11 protein-coding genes are annotated in these 14,610 nt (G+C 38.9%); all 11 read left to right on the forward strand.

Features of this window, described 5'->3' with window-relative positions; genetic code table 11:
• The first annotated feature begins 355 nt into the window (after positions 1 to 355).
• The 11 genes from CLV48_RS05705 (at position 356) to CLV48_RS05755 (ending at position 14,603) form a co-directional block, all read left to right on the forward strand.
• Positions 356 to 1,450, forward strand: coding sequence for a bifunctional 3-deoxy-7-phosphoheptulonate synthase/chorismate mutase type II (locus CLV48_RS05705; RefSeq protein WP_245889495.1), 1,095 nt, complete (start codon positions 356 to 358; stop codon positions 1,448 to 1,450).
• A gap of 311 nt (positions 1,451 to 1,761) precedes the next feature.
• Positions 1,762 to 2,862, forward strand: coding sequence for a chorismate mutase (locus CLV48_RS05710; protein WP_106566305.1), 1,101 nt, complete (start codon positions 1,762 to 1,764; stop codon positions 2,860 to 2,862).
• A 176-nt stretch (positions 2,863 to 3,038) separates the two neighbouring features.
• Positions 3,039 to 4,079 carry a 3-dehydroquinate synthase gene (gene aroB / locus CLV48_RS05715; RefSeq protein WP_106566306.1) on the forward strand — a complete coding sequence of 347 codons (1,041 nt, stop codon included), beginning with the start codon at positions 3,039 to 3,041 and terminating at the stop codon, positions 4,077 to 4,079.
• 17 nt (positions 4,080 to 4,096) lie between these two features.
• Positions 4,097 to 5,311 carry a 3-phosphoshikimate 1-carboxyvinyltransferase gene (locus tag CLV48_RS05720; RefSeq protein ID WP_106566307.1) on the forward strand — a complete coding sequence of 405 codons (1,215 nt, stop codon included), beginning with the start codon at positions 4,097 to 4,099 and terminating at the stop codon, positions 5,309 to 5,311.
• A 12-nt stretch (positions 5,312 to 5,323) separates the two neighbouring features.
• Positions 5,324 to 5,692 (forward strand): DMT family protein, encoded by a 369-nt coding sequence (locus CLV48_RS05725; protein WP_106566308.1) that lies wholly within the window; start codon positions 5,324 to 5,326, stop codon positions 5,690 to 5,692.
• Between the two features lie 4 nt (positions 5,693 to 5,696).
• Positions 5,697 to 6,515, forward strand: a complete 819-nt coding sequence (locus tag CLV48_RS05730; protein ID WP_106566309.1) for a prephenate dehydratase — start codon at positions 5,697 to 5,699, stop codon at positions 6,513 to 6,515.
• Positions 6,516 to 6,523: 8 nt separating this feature from the next.
• A complete protein-coding gene (locus tag CLV48_RS05735; RefSeq protein WP_106566310.1) occupies positions 6,524 to 7,666 on the forward strand; it encodes a pyridoxal phosphate-dependent aminotransferase in 1,143 nt (380 codons plus the stop codon).
• Between the two features lie 34 nt (positions 7,667 to 7,700).
• A complete protein-coding gene (locus CLV48_RS05740) occupies positions 7,701 to 8,546 on the forward strand; it encodes a prephenate dehydrogenase (protein WP_106566311.1) in 846 nt (281 codons plus the stop codon).
• A gap of 68 nt (positions 8,547 to 8,614) precedes the next feature.
• Positions 8,615 to 9,322, forward strand: a complete 708-nt coding sequence (locus CLV48_RS05745) for an SIMPL domain-containing protein (RefSeq protein ID WP_245889496.1) — start codon at positions 8,615 to 8,617, stop codon at positions 9,320 to 9,322.
• A gap of 383 nt (positions 9,323 to 9,705) precedes the next feature.
• A complete protein-coding gene (locus CLV48_RS05750; protein ID WP_106566542.1) occupies positions 9,706 to 11,253 on the forward strand; it encodes a M20/M25/M40 family metallo-hydrolase in 1,548 nt (515 codons plus the stop codon).
• 368 nt (positions 11,254 to 11,621) lie between these two features.
• Positions 11,622 to 14,603: a SusC/RagA family TonB-linked outer membrane protein gene (locus tag CLV48_RS05755; protein WP_106566312.1), complete on the forward strand. Its 2,982-nt coding sequence runs from the start codon at positions 11,622 to 11,624 to the stop codon at positions 14,601 to 14,603.
• Positions 14,604 to 14,610: the final 7 nt, after the last annotated feature.

The raw sequence follows: 14,610 nt of genomic DNA on the forward strand, positions 1-14,610 counted from the left end.
ATATCAAAAAAACTGCAAGAGGATTGGCTTTGTTTGGTGAAATACGTTGATTTAAAATGGGTTTTTTTAAGCCTGTTTCTGATTCAGTTGAGCTTCATCTGATTTTTACAAAGTAATATTCAAACTCAATTATAATATTACAGGAATTCACAGATCAGCATTAGATATAGGGAAAACATCACCTGAATATGGGTGAAAGTTTTTAAGAGGGGATCTGTATCTTTGCAAGTCAAATTAATCAATAAAAAAAGGAATGCTTATTAAATCATAAGCAAATGGGAATCTTCGGTTTAATGTTGATGTAAACTAAAGTCTTTCCCTTGTTGTTGATAAGTATTCAATAAATACCATAGAATTGGAAATTAAGAGACTAAATGATTGGGGGATTTTTGATAATCACCCTGTATTTATGGTAGGTCCCTGTAGTGTAGAGACTCCCGAGCAATTGGACAACACGGTAGGGGAATTGGCAAGACTAGGGTTCAAAATCATAAGGGGAGGGGTTTGGAAACCCAGGACACGGCCCAACTCCTTTGAAGGATTGGGAAGTATTGCCTTGCCCTGGATTCAGGAGGTCCAATCAAAATACAATGTCCAGTTTGCAATTGAAGTAGCCAGTCCCTACCACGTAGAGGAAGCACTTGAGCATGGGATCCGTGTTTTTTGGATTGGTGCCCGGTCTACAGTAAACCCATTTACAGTTCAGGAAATTGCCAATAGCCTAAAAGGAATTGATGTACCTGTCTTTGTAAAAAACCCGGTAAATCCTGATTTGGCACTTTGGATCGGTGCTTTGGAAAGAATCAACCAAGCCGGTATTACAAGATTGGGAGCTATCCATAGAGGGTTTTCCAATTTCAATGATAAAGTTTACAGAAACAGTCCGACCTGGCAGATTCCATTGGAGCTAAAGACCAGATATCCCCAGATCCCCCTTCTCAACGATCCGAGTCATATTTCAGGAAGAAGGGACCTTATATTGCCCGTCTCACAAATGGCCTTGGATCTGAATTTCGACGGATTTATTATAGAATCCCATATTGATCCGGATAAAGCCTGGTCCGATAGTGCTCAGCAGCTAACCCCATCGGATTTGGCAGGATTGATCCAGCAACTCCAGACCAGGATACCTTCTGTGGATAATCCCTTTTTGGAATCACAATTGGAAATTATTAGAGGACACATAGACGAAGTGGATAGGGAATTATTAGAAATATTGAGCAGAAGGATGAAGTTGGTGGAAAAAGCAGGAGAATATAAAAAGCTAAATAATGTAGCCATTTTTCAAATGGAAAGGTGGAAAAAAGTATTTGAATCCAGACCTGAATGGGCAAAAGCACTACAAATCAATCCTGAGTTTGTCAAAGAATTATTTGATATTATTCATTCAGAGTCCATAAGAAAACAAGAGGAAATTATGGAGGTCAAGAATAAGGGAAGTCATTCATGAGTTTTATTCAGAATTTTATTTTGTTTTGATTCAAAAAAATTATCTCATTTTCTGAATTTGTAATGTTTTGGTCAGTGTTTGAAAAAAAATCAAAAAAATATTCATTCATTGATTTGTTATTAATAATTATCCCCCTACATTTGAAACATGTTAAACGCAGCTCTATCATATTTTACCTTCTTTTACTTTTACTTTCGTCCTGAAGGTCGAATCGGAGCTGCTTATTGTCTGGTAAAAATTTAAAAAAAATAAACCAAATAAAGAGCCCGATTCGAAAGAATCGGGCTCTTTTTATTTAAACCGTAACAATCATGCAAGATCATTTACAAACCAAAGATTGGGGATTAGGGCTAAAAGGCCACACCATCATCGCAGGACCATGCAGTGCAGAGACACCAGAGCAAATTGAGAAGGTCTGCCTCGAAATGAAAAAAGAAAATATGGTTCCTGATATTTTCCGAGCAGGAATATGGAAACCTAGAACCAGACCGGGCTCCTTTGAAGGCATTGGGGAAGATGGATTGAAATGGATGGAAATTGTAAGGCATCATCTGAATATCCCCATCACCACAGAAGTTGGAAATGCAGCTCATGTGGAAAGTGCACTAAAACATAATGTAGATGTACTGTGGGTAGGAGCAAGAACTACTGTCAACCCATTTGCTGTGCAGGAATTGGCGGAAGCGCTTCGTGGAGTAGATATTCCAGTGATGGTCAAAAACCCTATGAATCCGGATCTCCAGCTTTGGATTGGGGCTTTGGAAAGGTTTCATGCAGTAGGTATTAATAAATTGGCTGCTATACACCGTGGATTCTCAGACTCTTACGACAAAAGATTCAGAAATAAGCCCAACTGGTCCATGCCTATTCACCTTAAAAGGGAATGGAAAGGAATGGAAGTAATCAATGATCCCAGTCATATCGTAGGTAATAGGGAGGGAATTTTAGAGACTGCCCAAAGGGCTATCAATTTTGGATTGGATGGTCTGATGATTGAAACTCATCATGATCCAGATAATGCATGGTCTGATGCTAAGCAGCAAGTAACCCCTGCCAAGCTAAAAGAAATACTTTCTTTTATTGATTTCAAAAATACACTTGAAGAAGAAAATCCAAGTGAAAGGCTGAATGATCTTAGGAATGCCATCGATCATTTGGATGATCAATTGTTGGATATTTTACAGGAAAGATTCTCTTTGATTGATCAGGTCGGTGCTTACAAAAGAGAGCATAATCTGGCAGTATTTCAGTCTGATAGGTGGAAATTTGTAATGGAGTCGAGGACACAGAAAGGGATTCAGAAAAACCTCAGTGAAAAATTCATGAAAGAATTGCTGTATTGTATCCATGAGGAGTCAGTAAAAAGGCAGGAAAAACAATTAAGAGAAGCAGAGCCTGTAAAAAAAGGTTGAGACTAACCACCTGTAATTGAACTTGTATGATGTGGAAAATTTGGATCGGGGGACTTAGATTCCCCGACCATTCCCTTCTTTCAATTGTATGGATTAAATTTATCTATCATGATATTAAGGAGTGGATAGACTTTTTTAAACTATACATTTCCTTAGTTTTGTAATAAAAAATCGTTTTGGAGACAGTTTTATTTTCCAGTCAAATTGCCAATGACCTCAAGCAATTTTTGGGGCATTTAGAATATTCATCATTGGGTCTAATAATGGATTCCAATACCAAAAATACTTGCCTTCCTTTAATAGAAAAGATTTTGCCGGAATCGGTAAGAAAATTTGCTTTTCCAGCTGGCGAAAATCATAAAAACCTTGAGACCTGCGTAAAAATCTGGGAGTGGATGACTAATGAAGGATTTGATCGCAAAACATTGATCATTAACCTGGGTGGAGGAGTAACAGGAGATATGGGGGGATTTTGTGCAGCGACCTATAAAAGAGGAGTTCGTTTTATCAATATCCCAACGACTTTATTGTCCCAAGTGGATGCCAGTGTAGGAGGAAAGCTGGGTATAGATTTCCAAGGTTTCAAAAACCATATAGGGGTTTTTACTCAACCGGATGCGGTAATCATTGCTGAAGAATTTTTGAAAACATTGCCGGAAAATGAACTTAGATCAGGATTTGCAGAAGTACTTAAACATGGCCTTATCCGTAACGCGGATTATTTCAGGATTTTAAAATTTGAAAACTGGCAGGATCAGCCATGGAAAGAAATTATTGAGAAGTCCGTGAATATCAAGAAAGAGGTAGTGGAAAAGGATCCCAAAGAATCCGGATTAAGGAAGATACTTAATTTTGGGCATACAATTGGGCATGCCTTTGAATCTCATTTTTTGGGAACCCAACAACACTTACTGCATGGAGAGGCTATAGCAATAGGTATGATATGTGAAGCGTATCTTTCTACCAAAAAATCCGGGCTTTCAAAAGAGGAATTGAAAGAAGTAGAGAAAGTGATATTAAGTGTCTTTGGCCATTTTGAATTTTCTGACGAAGATGTTCCTACTATCACCCAGCTTTGTAGTCAGGATAAAAAAAATGTATCCAGTACCATGTACTTTTCTCTTTTGAGAAAAATTGGAGCATGTGATTTTAATATTCCTGTAAGCCACCAGGAAATCAGTGAATCTATCCACTATTATCAATCAATCAAGCTTTAAACGAACCTATCCATACCTTGGAAACATTAGTATTGAATCAATTCTCTGCTTTTCAGCCCTGTACCATACCCTTACCTTCTTCCAAAAGTGAAAGCAACAGGGCCTTGATCATTGATGCCTTAACCGAAGGTGAAAATCACCTCCACAATCTCGCTGAAGCGAGAGATACACAGACTATGATCAGGCTATTAAAAGAAAATCCTCCGGTTTATGATGTACTTGATGCTGGTACAACCATGCGCTTTTTAACTGCATATGCTGCTGTAACCAATCAGCATAAAGTATTGACAGGGACTGCAAGGATGTGCGAGAGGCCTATTGGTATTTTGGTAGATGCATTAAGAGAAATTGGAGCTGAAATCCATTACCTAAACAGCGAAGGTTATCCACCTTTAGCTGTACATGGTCTTCAGGAACAAAAATCAGGAAGAGTAAGCATAAGGGGAGATGTCAGTAGTCAGTATATTTCTGCCCTATTGATGATCTCCCCCAAACTTCCCCAAGGTCTTCAGCTGGAACTTGAAGGAAAAGTAGGCTCAAAGACTTACATAGAAATGACCATCCAACTGATGAAGGCATTTGGGGTGGAGGCAATCTGGGAGAATAACACCATAATTGTAGCTCCCCAAAAGTATCAGCCTACGACCTTTTCCGTGGAGAGTGATTGGTCTGGAGCCAGTTATTGGTTCAGTTTGGTGGCCTGTGCAGAAAAGGGAGAGTTGTTCTTAAAAGGTCTTAAAGAGAATAGCCTTCAAGGAGATTCCAAAATTGTGGAAATTATGGATAAACTTGGGGTAAAAAGTGAGTTTAATGCAGATGGAGTTAAACTTACCAAGCAGCCCATCAAAGGTTTTGAAGCCTTCGATTTCACTCATTGTCCTGATATAGCCCAAACAGTAGCTGTAACCTGTGCTATTGTGGGCCAGAAGGCAGTTTTCACCGGAGTTGAAAGCCTAAGAATTAAAGAAACAGACAGGATTTTTGCATTGCAGCAAGAGCTTGCCAAATTCAATGCAGATTTTGTGGAGACAGAGAAAGATGTGTTTACACTGATCCCAAGTGTTAATATGCCAAATCAAGTAAGGATACATACTTATGATGACCATAGAATGGCCATGGCATTTATGCCTTTGATGACCAAAACAAGGGTTATTATAGAAGATCCAGAGGTCGTTAATAAATCATATCCGAGTTTTTGGAAACATTTGGAAATATTAAGTTCCAACATATAGTTTCATGCGAAGATGAAAGGATTACTTACCATCTTGTTACTTGTCTTGTCCAATACCTTTATGACATTTGCATGGTATGGTCATTTAAAATTCAAAGAAATGCGCTGGTTTGAAAATCTTGGGATAGTTTCTATTGTCCTGATAAGTTGGGGAATAGCCTTCTTTGAGTATATCTTTCAGGTTCCTGCCAACAGGATTGGATTTCGGGAAAATGGAGGCCCTTTTTCCCTGGTAGAATTAAAAGTTTTGCAGGAGGTAATTACTTTGATTGTTTTTATGGCATTTACTTTCATTTTTTTCAAAAATGAGTCCATAAAAGCCAATCATTTGATCGGATTTTTCTTTTTGGTGCTGGCAGTTTATTTCATTTTCAAAAAGTAATACAATGAAAATAGGCATACAGGGCATACCGGGTTCTTTTCACCATCAAGTGGCCTTGAATTATTTTGGGCATGAGACAGAAGTGTCACCTTACAGGACATTTGAAGAAGTGGCCAATGCTTTGTCATCCGGGAAAGATGATTTTGCAGTAATGGCCATTGAAAACTCCATTGCAGGTGCGATTCTCCCCAATTATGAACTTATAGACCGTTACGGCCTATTTGTTTTTGCAGAGTATTACTTGCCAATATCCCATAATCTTATGGCATTACAAGGGCAGGTAATTGAGGAAATCAAGGAGGTGAGATCCCATCCCATGGCCATCCTTCAGTGTAAAAAATTTTTTCAGCAATATCCGACAATCACATTAACCGATGATCTGGATACAGCGAGCGTGGCAAAGAGAATTGCAGACGAAAAAATTACAGGTGTAGCTGCAATTGCCAGCACAACAGCCGCTGAAATCTATAAACTGGAGATTCTGGCTTCAGATATTCAGACTGTTAAGGATAATTTTACCAGGTTTATTATCCTTCAAAAGGACTTTCCTGTCCAAAATAAAGCTAGCCAAAAAGCATCTTTGAAGATTATAATAAGTAATGAAAAGGGTAGCTTGGCCAAGCTATTGACTTTACTGAGCGACTTTGATATCAACCTCACAAAAATTCAATCTATTCCAGTAATAGAAAAACCTTGGAATTATGCCTTTTTCATTGATGCGGAATTTGAAAGTTACGAGAAATACAAGTTGGCATTGAAGGCTATAGAGGAGCAAGGGGGAGAGGTCAGGATTTTTGGTGAGTATAAAAAGGGCGTTAAATAAAAAAGGTCATGACCAGCTTTTCCGATAGATCAAATAATATTCAGGAATACTACTTCTCCCAAAAGCTCAAAGAAGTGAAGAGAATGCAGCTGGAAGGCAAGCCTGTGATCAATATGGGGATCGGAAGTCCTGATCTTTCACCGGCACCTTCCGTGATAAAAGCCTTGAATGATTGTTCTGTTTTGCCAGATGCCCATGGTTACCAGAGTTATCAAGGTATTCCTGAACTAAGACAGGCATTTTTGAAATTTTATGCCAACTATTATCAAGTTAAAGATCTTGGAATAGATGAAGTATTGCCCCTTTTGGGCTCCAAAGAAGGAATTCTCCATATTTCAATGGCATTTACCAATCCTGGAGACTCTGTTTTGTTACCTGATCCGGGTTATCCAACCTATACTTCAGTTAGCAAAATGCTGGATCTTACTTGCGTTCCTTATTCTTTAAGGGAGGAAAATGGCTGGTATCCTGATTTTGAGCAGCTTGAATTATTGGATTTGGAAAAGGTGAAATTGATGTGGGTAAATTACCCCCATATGCCGACAGGTGCAAAGGCAGATTTTTCAGTCTTTCAAAAACTGGTTGAATTTGCCGAAAAGCATCAGATTTTATTGGTCCATGACAATCCATACAGTTTTATTTTACAGGAAAAGCCAATGAGTATTTTTCAGGTTGAAGGAGCTAAAGAGGTGGCTTTGGAGCTGAATTCCTTGAGTAAAACAGCCAATATGGCAGGCTGGAGAATTGGTGCTGTCTTTGGTAAAAGGGAATTTATTGAAGTAGTTACAAGAGTGAAAAGTAATGTTGATTCTGGTATGTTTCTGGGATTACAGAGGGGCGCCATAGCAGCTTTGGAATTAGATGAATCTTGGTTTAATGCCCTGAATTCAGAATATGCCCAAAGAAGAGTTTTGGTTTGGGATTTGGCGGAAAAATTAGGTTTAAGCTTTCAAAAGGACACATCAGGAATGTTTGTTTGGGCGAAGTTAAATGAGGGGCGGGATTCCAAAATTTTTGTAGATGATTTGCTTTACAAAAAAAACTTATTTGTAACTCCGGGTGATATTTTCGGTCAAAATGGAGCCGGTTGGGTAAGGTTTTCACTATGTGTTTCCCAGGAAAAAATTAAAGAAGCAATTAATAGGATTTAATATAAACTAAAGTAAACGATTCAAAAAATTCGAAATGAAGAAGATACATGTTGTCGGGCTAGGATTACTAGGTGGTTCCTTTGCATTGGCATTGAAAAAAATAATGCCTCAAATAAAATTTACAGGATATGATACTAATTCCCAAAACCAGGCAGATGCCCTTTCGCTGGGAATCATAGATGAAGCCAAAACTGAGGCAGACCTTGATACAGATATTATTGTTTTGGCGACTCCGGCAGATACACTTCCTTCACTTTTGACTAAGGCATTGGATAAAATAGGATCACAGACATTGGTAATGGATTTTGGTTCTACCAAGTCCAATTTGTGCAGTGTTGTGTCAATGCACCCGAAAAGAGCTCATTATCTGGCCGGTCACCCCATTGCAGGAACAGAATATTCCGGCCCAAAGGCTGCCAAAGCAGACTTACTGGACAGGAAAGTTTTTATTGTCTGTGAGATGGAAAAGACAGATCTCCACTTGAAAAGCAAGGCTTATGAGGTTTTGGAAGCTTTAAATATGAAATTGCGGTTTATGGACCCTGAAGAACATGATAGCCAATTGGCTTTTGTGTCCCACCTCTCGCACATTTCCTCATTTATGTTGGGAAAAACTGTATTGGATAAAATGGAAGACGACAAGAATATATTTGATATGGCCGGATCTGGTTTTGCTTCCACAGTAAGGCTGGCGAAGAGTTCACCTGCAATGTGGGCACCAATCATGAAAGAGAACAAGAAAAATATTTTAGAGGCTCTTAGCATGTATATTGTGAATTTGTCGAAATTTAGAGATAGGATCCTTGAAGATGACTATGAGGGTGTTTTTCGTGAAATGGAAAAAATCAACAAAATCAGGGATATATTGGATCTGGAATAGTTAAATTGTTTTAAATAGTTCTTTTGCGGTCTGTTTTTTGATCTGATCAATTGAACTTAAATCCTAAAATGATGAAGAAATTGATTTTAATCCTTCCGGTATACTTACTTTACCTGTCTGTATTTTCCCAGCAAATACCCACTATAGAAGTAGAGGGTCTAAGTGAGATCAGTATCATGCCAGATGAGGCCATTCTATTCATCCACTTAACTGAAAAGGCCTTAAAGGTATCAGATGCTACAAATGCCCTGAACAAAAAAACCAAGGGTTTGGAAGATGCAATTAAAAAATCCGGGGCTAAAGGATATGATTTTTTTGTGGACAATTACAATGTGTATGTCAACAGGATTTATACCAAAGGAACATCCAGGGACAGCGGTTATGTAGCATCCCAAAATGTGAGAATAAGGGTAACTGATATCCAAAAGGAATTGGTGAAAATAACCGAGGCAGTCCATCAATCAGGGAATTTAGGTTTTAACCTTTCTATGCAGGTTTCGGATAAGCTCAAAAAAGAATCTCAGAAAAAGCTCCTAGAGATGGCGATTGAAGATGCAAAGCAAAAATCGGAAACCATCGCCAAGACTTTGGGTGTTGAAAAGGTAAAAGTCTTTAAAGTTCAATACACTCCACAGGGCAATGTTTTTTACCCAATAATGAGAGAAGCCAAGATGGCAATGTCTGACATGGGACAAGTAAGAGAGGATCCGGTTTTCAGGCCTGAAGAACAAAAGCTGACAGATAAAGTAATTTTAATTTTCAGTTTTGAAAATTAGGTAACAATTACCTCCAAGCATAAATTGACCCCAGAGCGATTGTTTTGGGGTTTTTTATTTTATCAAATCTTGGAAAAGTTAAATTTGGGTTAGAAAAGTAGAAAATTACCTTAAATAATACCATTTTGGTTTTAAAAAATACCTTGTACAGGGTATAGGAAGGTATATTTGAAACCGCTATATTTGAATTGGGTGATTAAGCGACTTTTCAAACAATTTTTGAAGAAATTCTTTGTAACTAAACAGGGTATTAATCTATAATTTTTTTTCCCTGTTTCTTATTTTTTTTTCAATCCGGTTTTTTGGGATTTGTGCCGTCCATCAAATTGGTTTTTCTTTCGGTATACTTTCATTTAAATTTCATGATCCAAAAACCTAGAATTATGAAGAAGATTTGCCTTATGTTTCTGGCTGCCACATTACTATCCACCATGTCTCATGGACAGCAAAGAGGAAATATAGACTTAGTGGCTTTAACAGAATCCCATTTTTTGCATGGAATTGATATTTTAAATTCTCTGCTTTCTATACCCAATGATTCCCATTATCCTGAGCAACTCATCCCCAATATTGAATGGTGTGAGGACAATTTAAGGGAAAGGGGATGGCAAGTGAAAAGGCTTGAAACTTCAAGCGTCCCTTTGCTTTTGGGTCAAAGGGAAGTGCCCAATGCACAAAAAACAGTACTTTTTTATTTCCATATAGATGGTCAGTCTGTTGACCCGAGGCAATGGCAGCAGCCAGACCCATTCCGTCCAGTGCTAAAGGAGAAAAATACAGAAGGGAATTGGGAAATCATTCCCATGGAAACACTACAAAAAGCATATGATCCGGAGTGGAGGGTTTTCGCCCGTTCGGCTTCGGATGATAAAGGGCCTTTTGCCATGTTCTTGACAGCATGGGATGCCATGGTTTCAAAAGGTCTGATGCCGGATTACAATGTAAAAATCGTTTTGGATTTTGAGGAAGAAATTGGTTCTCCAAACCTTGCCTCCGCGGTCCACAAGTATAAGAAAGATCTTATGGCAGACATGATGCTTATCATGGATGGTCCAAGACATGTGAGCAATATGCCTACCTTGAGTTTTGGAGCAAGGGGCATATCTCAGATTACTTTAACCACATATGGTCCACGTGTTGATCTTCATAGTGGTCATTATGGTAACTATGCACCTAATCCGGCATTGAGGATGTCACAATTGTTGGCGTCCATGAAAGATGAGAGAGGCAGGGTTGTCATTCCAGGGTTTTATGATGGTATAAAGCTGTCCCAGTTGGAAAAAGATATTCTATCTCAAGTACCTGATGATGATGGTGATATTATGAGTAAAATTGGAATTGGTATTACAGATAATGTAGGAGAAACCTATCAGGAATCTTTGCAATATCCTTCTCTGAATATCCGTGGGTTATCTTCAGGCTCGGTGGGAAATGAGGCCAGGACTATAGTACCTGCTATTGCTGTGGCTGAAATTGATGTTCGTCTCGTTCCTGAATCTGACCCTGAAAGGCTTTTTGCTCTTATCAGAAGGCATATAGAGGAGCAAGGTTATCATATTTTGGAAAAAGAACCAACTGAAGAGGAAAGGTCAAAATTCCCCAAATTGATCAAATGGGAAGGAAGCATTTCTTACAAAGCATTCAGGACACCTATGGATTCGGAAACAGGAATTTGGTTAAACAAAGCATATAATAGGGCATTTGGAAGAGATCCCATTCAAAAGAGAATCAGCGGTGGATCTTTACCTATCGCTCCATTTGTAGAAGCATTGGACAATATTCCTGCTGTCACCGTCGTGACAGTTAATTTTGATAACAACCAACATGGGCCAAATGAAAATATCAGGCTTGGAAATTTTAAAGAGGGCATCAAAACAGCTTTGGCAATTTTTACAGAGCCATTAAATGATTTGTCAATAGATAAAAAATGACCTGGATAGCAATTTGATCTAAGAACCGGTAAGACTTTATTTTACCGGTTTTTTTTTGGTTTATTTAATAAAATTTAAGAGGATCTTAAAGTTGTATTTTTATAACTTTTTGCCAAAAGAATTATTTCAGGTGTATACTTCTATTAGTTTCCATTAAATTTTGCTCAACTCGGAAACACAAGAATAACTACAAAGCATTGTTGTTCAGTGGATAATTACACTGATTGTATTAGAGATTTTTGAAATTTTGAAAAATTTGGTATTCAGCCAAATTTTATTTTTACCATTTATGGATTTGTAAATTAAAGTTTATGATTGTTTTTAGTATCTTTCACTAGAAGTAAATACTGTTCTATAATCAAACTTTTATGAAAAAATTTTACAGATTCAGCATTACCGTAATCCTATTTCTGCTCACAGCAGGATGGAGTTGGGCGCAGTACACGGTGACGGGTACTGTGACAGATGACCGTTCGGAAGAGCCGTTGATTGGCGCAACCATTCTGGTCAGGAATTCTACTACCGGTGCAGTTACTGACTTGGATGGTAGGTTCAGCATTACAGTTCCTGGTAACCAGGAAACTGTCTTGGTGGTGTCTTCTTTGGGCTATATTAGCCAAAATGTGACAGTAAGCCCAAGTTTAACTTCCATTCAAGTTAGGTTAAGGGAAGACGCAACAAATTTGGAAGAGGTGGTAATTACAGGTTTGGCCTCCACTGTTAAAAGGAGCAATCTGGCCAATGCCGTTTCTTCGGTTTCCGGAAAAGAACTTGTAGGAACCACAACCATCCAGACTACTGATGGTGCCTTATATGGAAAGATTGCAGGTGCCAATATCAGGATGAATTCTGGAGCGCCAGGTGGCGGTGTTTCCATTCAGCTACGTGGTATTTCCAGTTTGACTGGCGCATCCCAACCCCTAATTATTTTGGATGGGGTTTACATCAACAATTCTTTTCAGAGAACAGGGCGTGCTTCTGTTTCTGGTGCGGGTGCATCTAACCAAGATGATGGTGCCAACCGTCTGGCCGACTTGAACCCGAATGATATTGAATCCATTGAAGTCTTGAAAGGACCATCTGCTGCAGCAATTTATGGTACCCGTGCCAATGCTGGGGTAATCATTATCACTACTAAGAGAGGTTCTTCTGGAAAAACCCAGGTTTCCCTTTCCCAAGATATTGGCTTTGCTGAGCCATTGAGATTATTAGGGGTAGATAACTGGAGTGAGGAAAAAATCAACTTCTTTTTCCCTGAAGCCAGAAGACCTATCGAATTGGAAAGGTTCAGACAAGCTGTTGCCACCAATACTTTTGTGGATTATGAAGATTACTTTTACAACAACCGGGCTATCTTATCCAATACAAGGTTGACAGTTAATGGAGGAAATGATAAGACTAGGTTCTTTATAAGCGGAAATATTGCTGCAGAGGATGGAACAGTAAGAAACACTGGATTTGAAAGGTATTCATTAAGAGCCAATGTGGACCATAAGATTTCAGATGTTTTTAGATTGGGCGTATCTTCCAACTATATCCGAAGCAATACAGATAGGGGTTTTACAGGTAACCAAAATAATACCGGTGCCAGTATCGGTTATAACATCGCTTATGTCCCTAATTATTATGACTTAAGGAGAAACCCTGATGGAACTTATCCAATTAACCCTTACTTCTCAGAAAATCCCGTGGCCGTTACAGACCATGGAATCAACAATTCTGAAGTAAACAGATTCCTACAATCCTTCACTTTGGATGCGGATATTTATAAATCTACCAATAGCTTCTTGAGGTTCCAATTGTCAGGAGGCTTGGATTTTCTTCAAAATACTACTTTGGTCTATTTACCTGAATTCCTACAGTTCCAGAGAGGTCAGGCCAACCCAGGCGATGCACTTTGGGGCAAGCAGGAAAGTTTTAATACCAACATACAGGGTGTTTTGGTGTACAACTGGAACCTTGGAAAGGTAAACATGAACTCCCAGGCAGGTTTGGTAAGATTGGACTTTAAAAATGACGCTCTATTCAACAGAGGTAGGGGCCTTGCACCTGGTCAGATCAACCTTCAGCAAGCAACAGTTCAACAAATAGATCAACAGTTTTTCTCTGAAATTCAAGAAGCAGGTATATTCTTGCAGCAGGAGGCCAACTTTGATGATAAAATCATCGGTACGGTAGGTGTACGATGGGATAAATCCACATTGAATGGAGACCCAAATAAATTCTTCGCATTCCCAAGAGCATCGCTTGCTGTCAACCTAGCCAATTTTGATTTTTGGGGATCCAAGACAACATTCTCTGCTTTAAAACCAAGAATTGCATACGGTGAAACAGCTGGACCTGTGGCATTTGGGGCCACGTTTACTCCACTTGGGGGGGCGAACATCGGAGGTCTTTTGGGTTCTGTGGTTTCTGCTCAAATTGGAAACACCCAAATTTTACCTGAAACGGCTACTGAATTGGAGTTTGGTGTAGATGCAGGTTTCTTTAACAATAGATTGGGGTTGGAAGCAACCTACTATATCAAAAACACGCAAAACAATATCCAAAGCCTTAGCCTTTCACCTTCAACCGGTGTGACATCTACACCAAGTAATGAGGCTGAATTGGAGAACAAAGGTATTGAATTGGCTTTGTTTGGGACAGTTTTGGATAAGCCTAATTTCCGTTGGAATACACGATTGATGTATTGGCAAAATAGATTGAATATGAGGAGGTTAGGAATACCCACCTATGTGGCCGGTGGATTTGGAGCTGCATTGGGGACCTTCCTATATGCTCAAGGCTTTTCACCTACAACTATCGTAGGTACACCGGCTGACCCAAATAATCCTGGTAATTTTACCATTTGGGGAAATGCCCAACCAAAGTTCAATATGTCTATGATCAATAGCTTTACTATTGCCAAAAACTTTGAGTTTTCTTTCCTTATGGAATATAGAAAAGGTGGTGATAACATCAACTTGTCTCAGTTCCTTACTGATGCTGGAGGAACTACCAAAGGCTGGTTTGATGATGACAATGGTGATGGAATTCCTAATGGAAGGCAAAGACCTCCAGCACCTTTCAATAATGCCGGCCGATGGGTTCAGGATGCTACTTTCTTAAAAATAAGAGAGATTGGACTATATTACACCATTCCAAGAAATACAATAACTGAGACCTTTGGGAGAAGTATAGAGAATATCAGGCTTGGAGCTTCTATGAACAACGCCTTCTTATTTACAAAATATCAGGGTTATGATCCTGAAACTTCCACCTTTGGTGCTCAGGCAGTGGCTAACAATGTGGACATCACGCCATATCCGACACCAAGGAGGGTATTCTTTCACATCACAATTGATTTCTAAACACCAA

The organism is Cecembia rubra (assembly GCF_003014575.1).
Taxonomy (GTDB): domain Bacteria; phylum Bacteroidota; class Bacteroidia; order Cytophagales; family Cyclobacteriaceae; genus Cecembia_A; species Cecembia_A rubra.

Coding starts and splice junctions, on each gene's coding strand:
- CLV48_RS05710 (WP_106566305.1), top strand. CDS start 1,762: ATGCAAGATCATTTACAAACCAAAGATTGGGGATTAGGGCTAAAAGGC.
- CLV48_RS05725 (WP_106566308.1), top strand. CDS start 5,324: ATGAAAGGATTACTTACCATCTTGTTACTTGTCTTGTCCAATACCTTT.
- CLV48_RS05730 (WP_106566309.1), top strand. CDS start 5,697: ATGAAAATAGGCATACAGGGCATACCGGGTTCTTTTCACCATCAAGTG.
- CLV48_RS05735 (WP_106566310.1), top strand. CDS start 6,524: ATGACCAGCTTTTCCGATAGATCAAATAATATTCAGGAATACTACTTC.
- CLV48_RS05740 (WP_106566311.1), top strand. CDS start 7,701: ATGAAGAAGATACATGTTGTCGGGCTAGGATTACTAGGTGGTTCCTTT.
- CLV48_RS05745 (WP_245889496.1), top strand. CDS start 8,615: ATGATGAAGAAATTGATTTTAATCCTTCCGGTATACTTACTTTACCTG.
- CLV48_RS05750 (WP_106566542.1), top strand. CDS start 9,706: ATGAAGAAGATTTGCCTTATGTTTCTGGCTGCCACATTACTATCCACC.
- CLV48_RS05755 (WP_106566312.1), top strand. CDS start 11,622: ATGAAAAAATTTTACAGATTCAGCATTACCGTAATCCTATTTCTGCTC.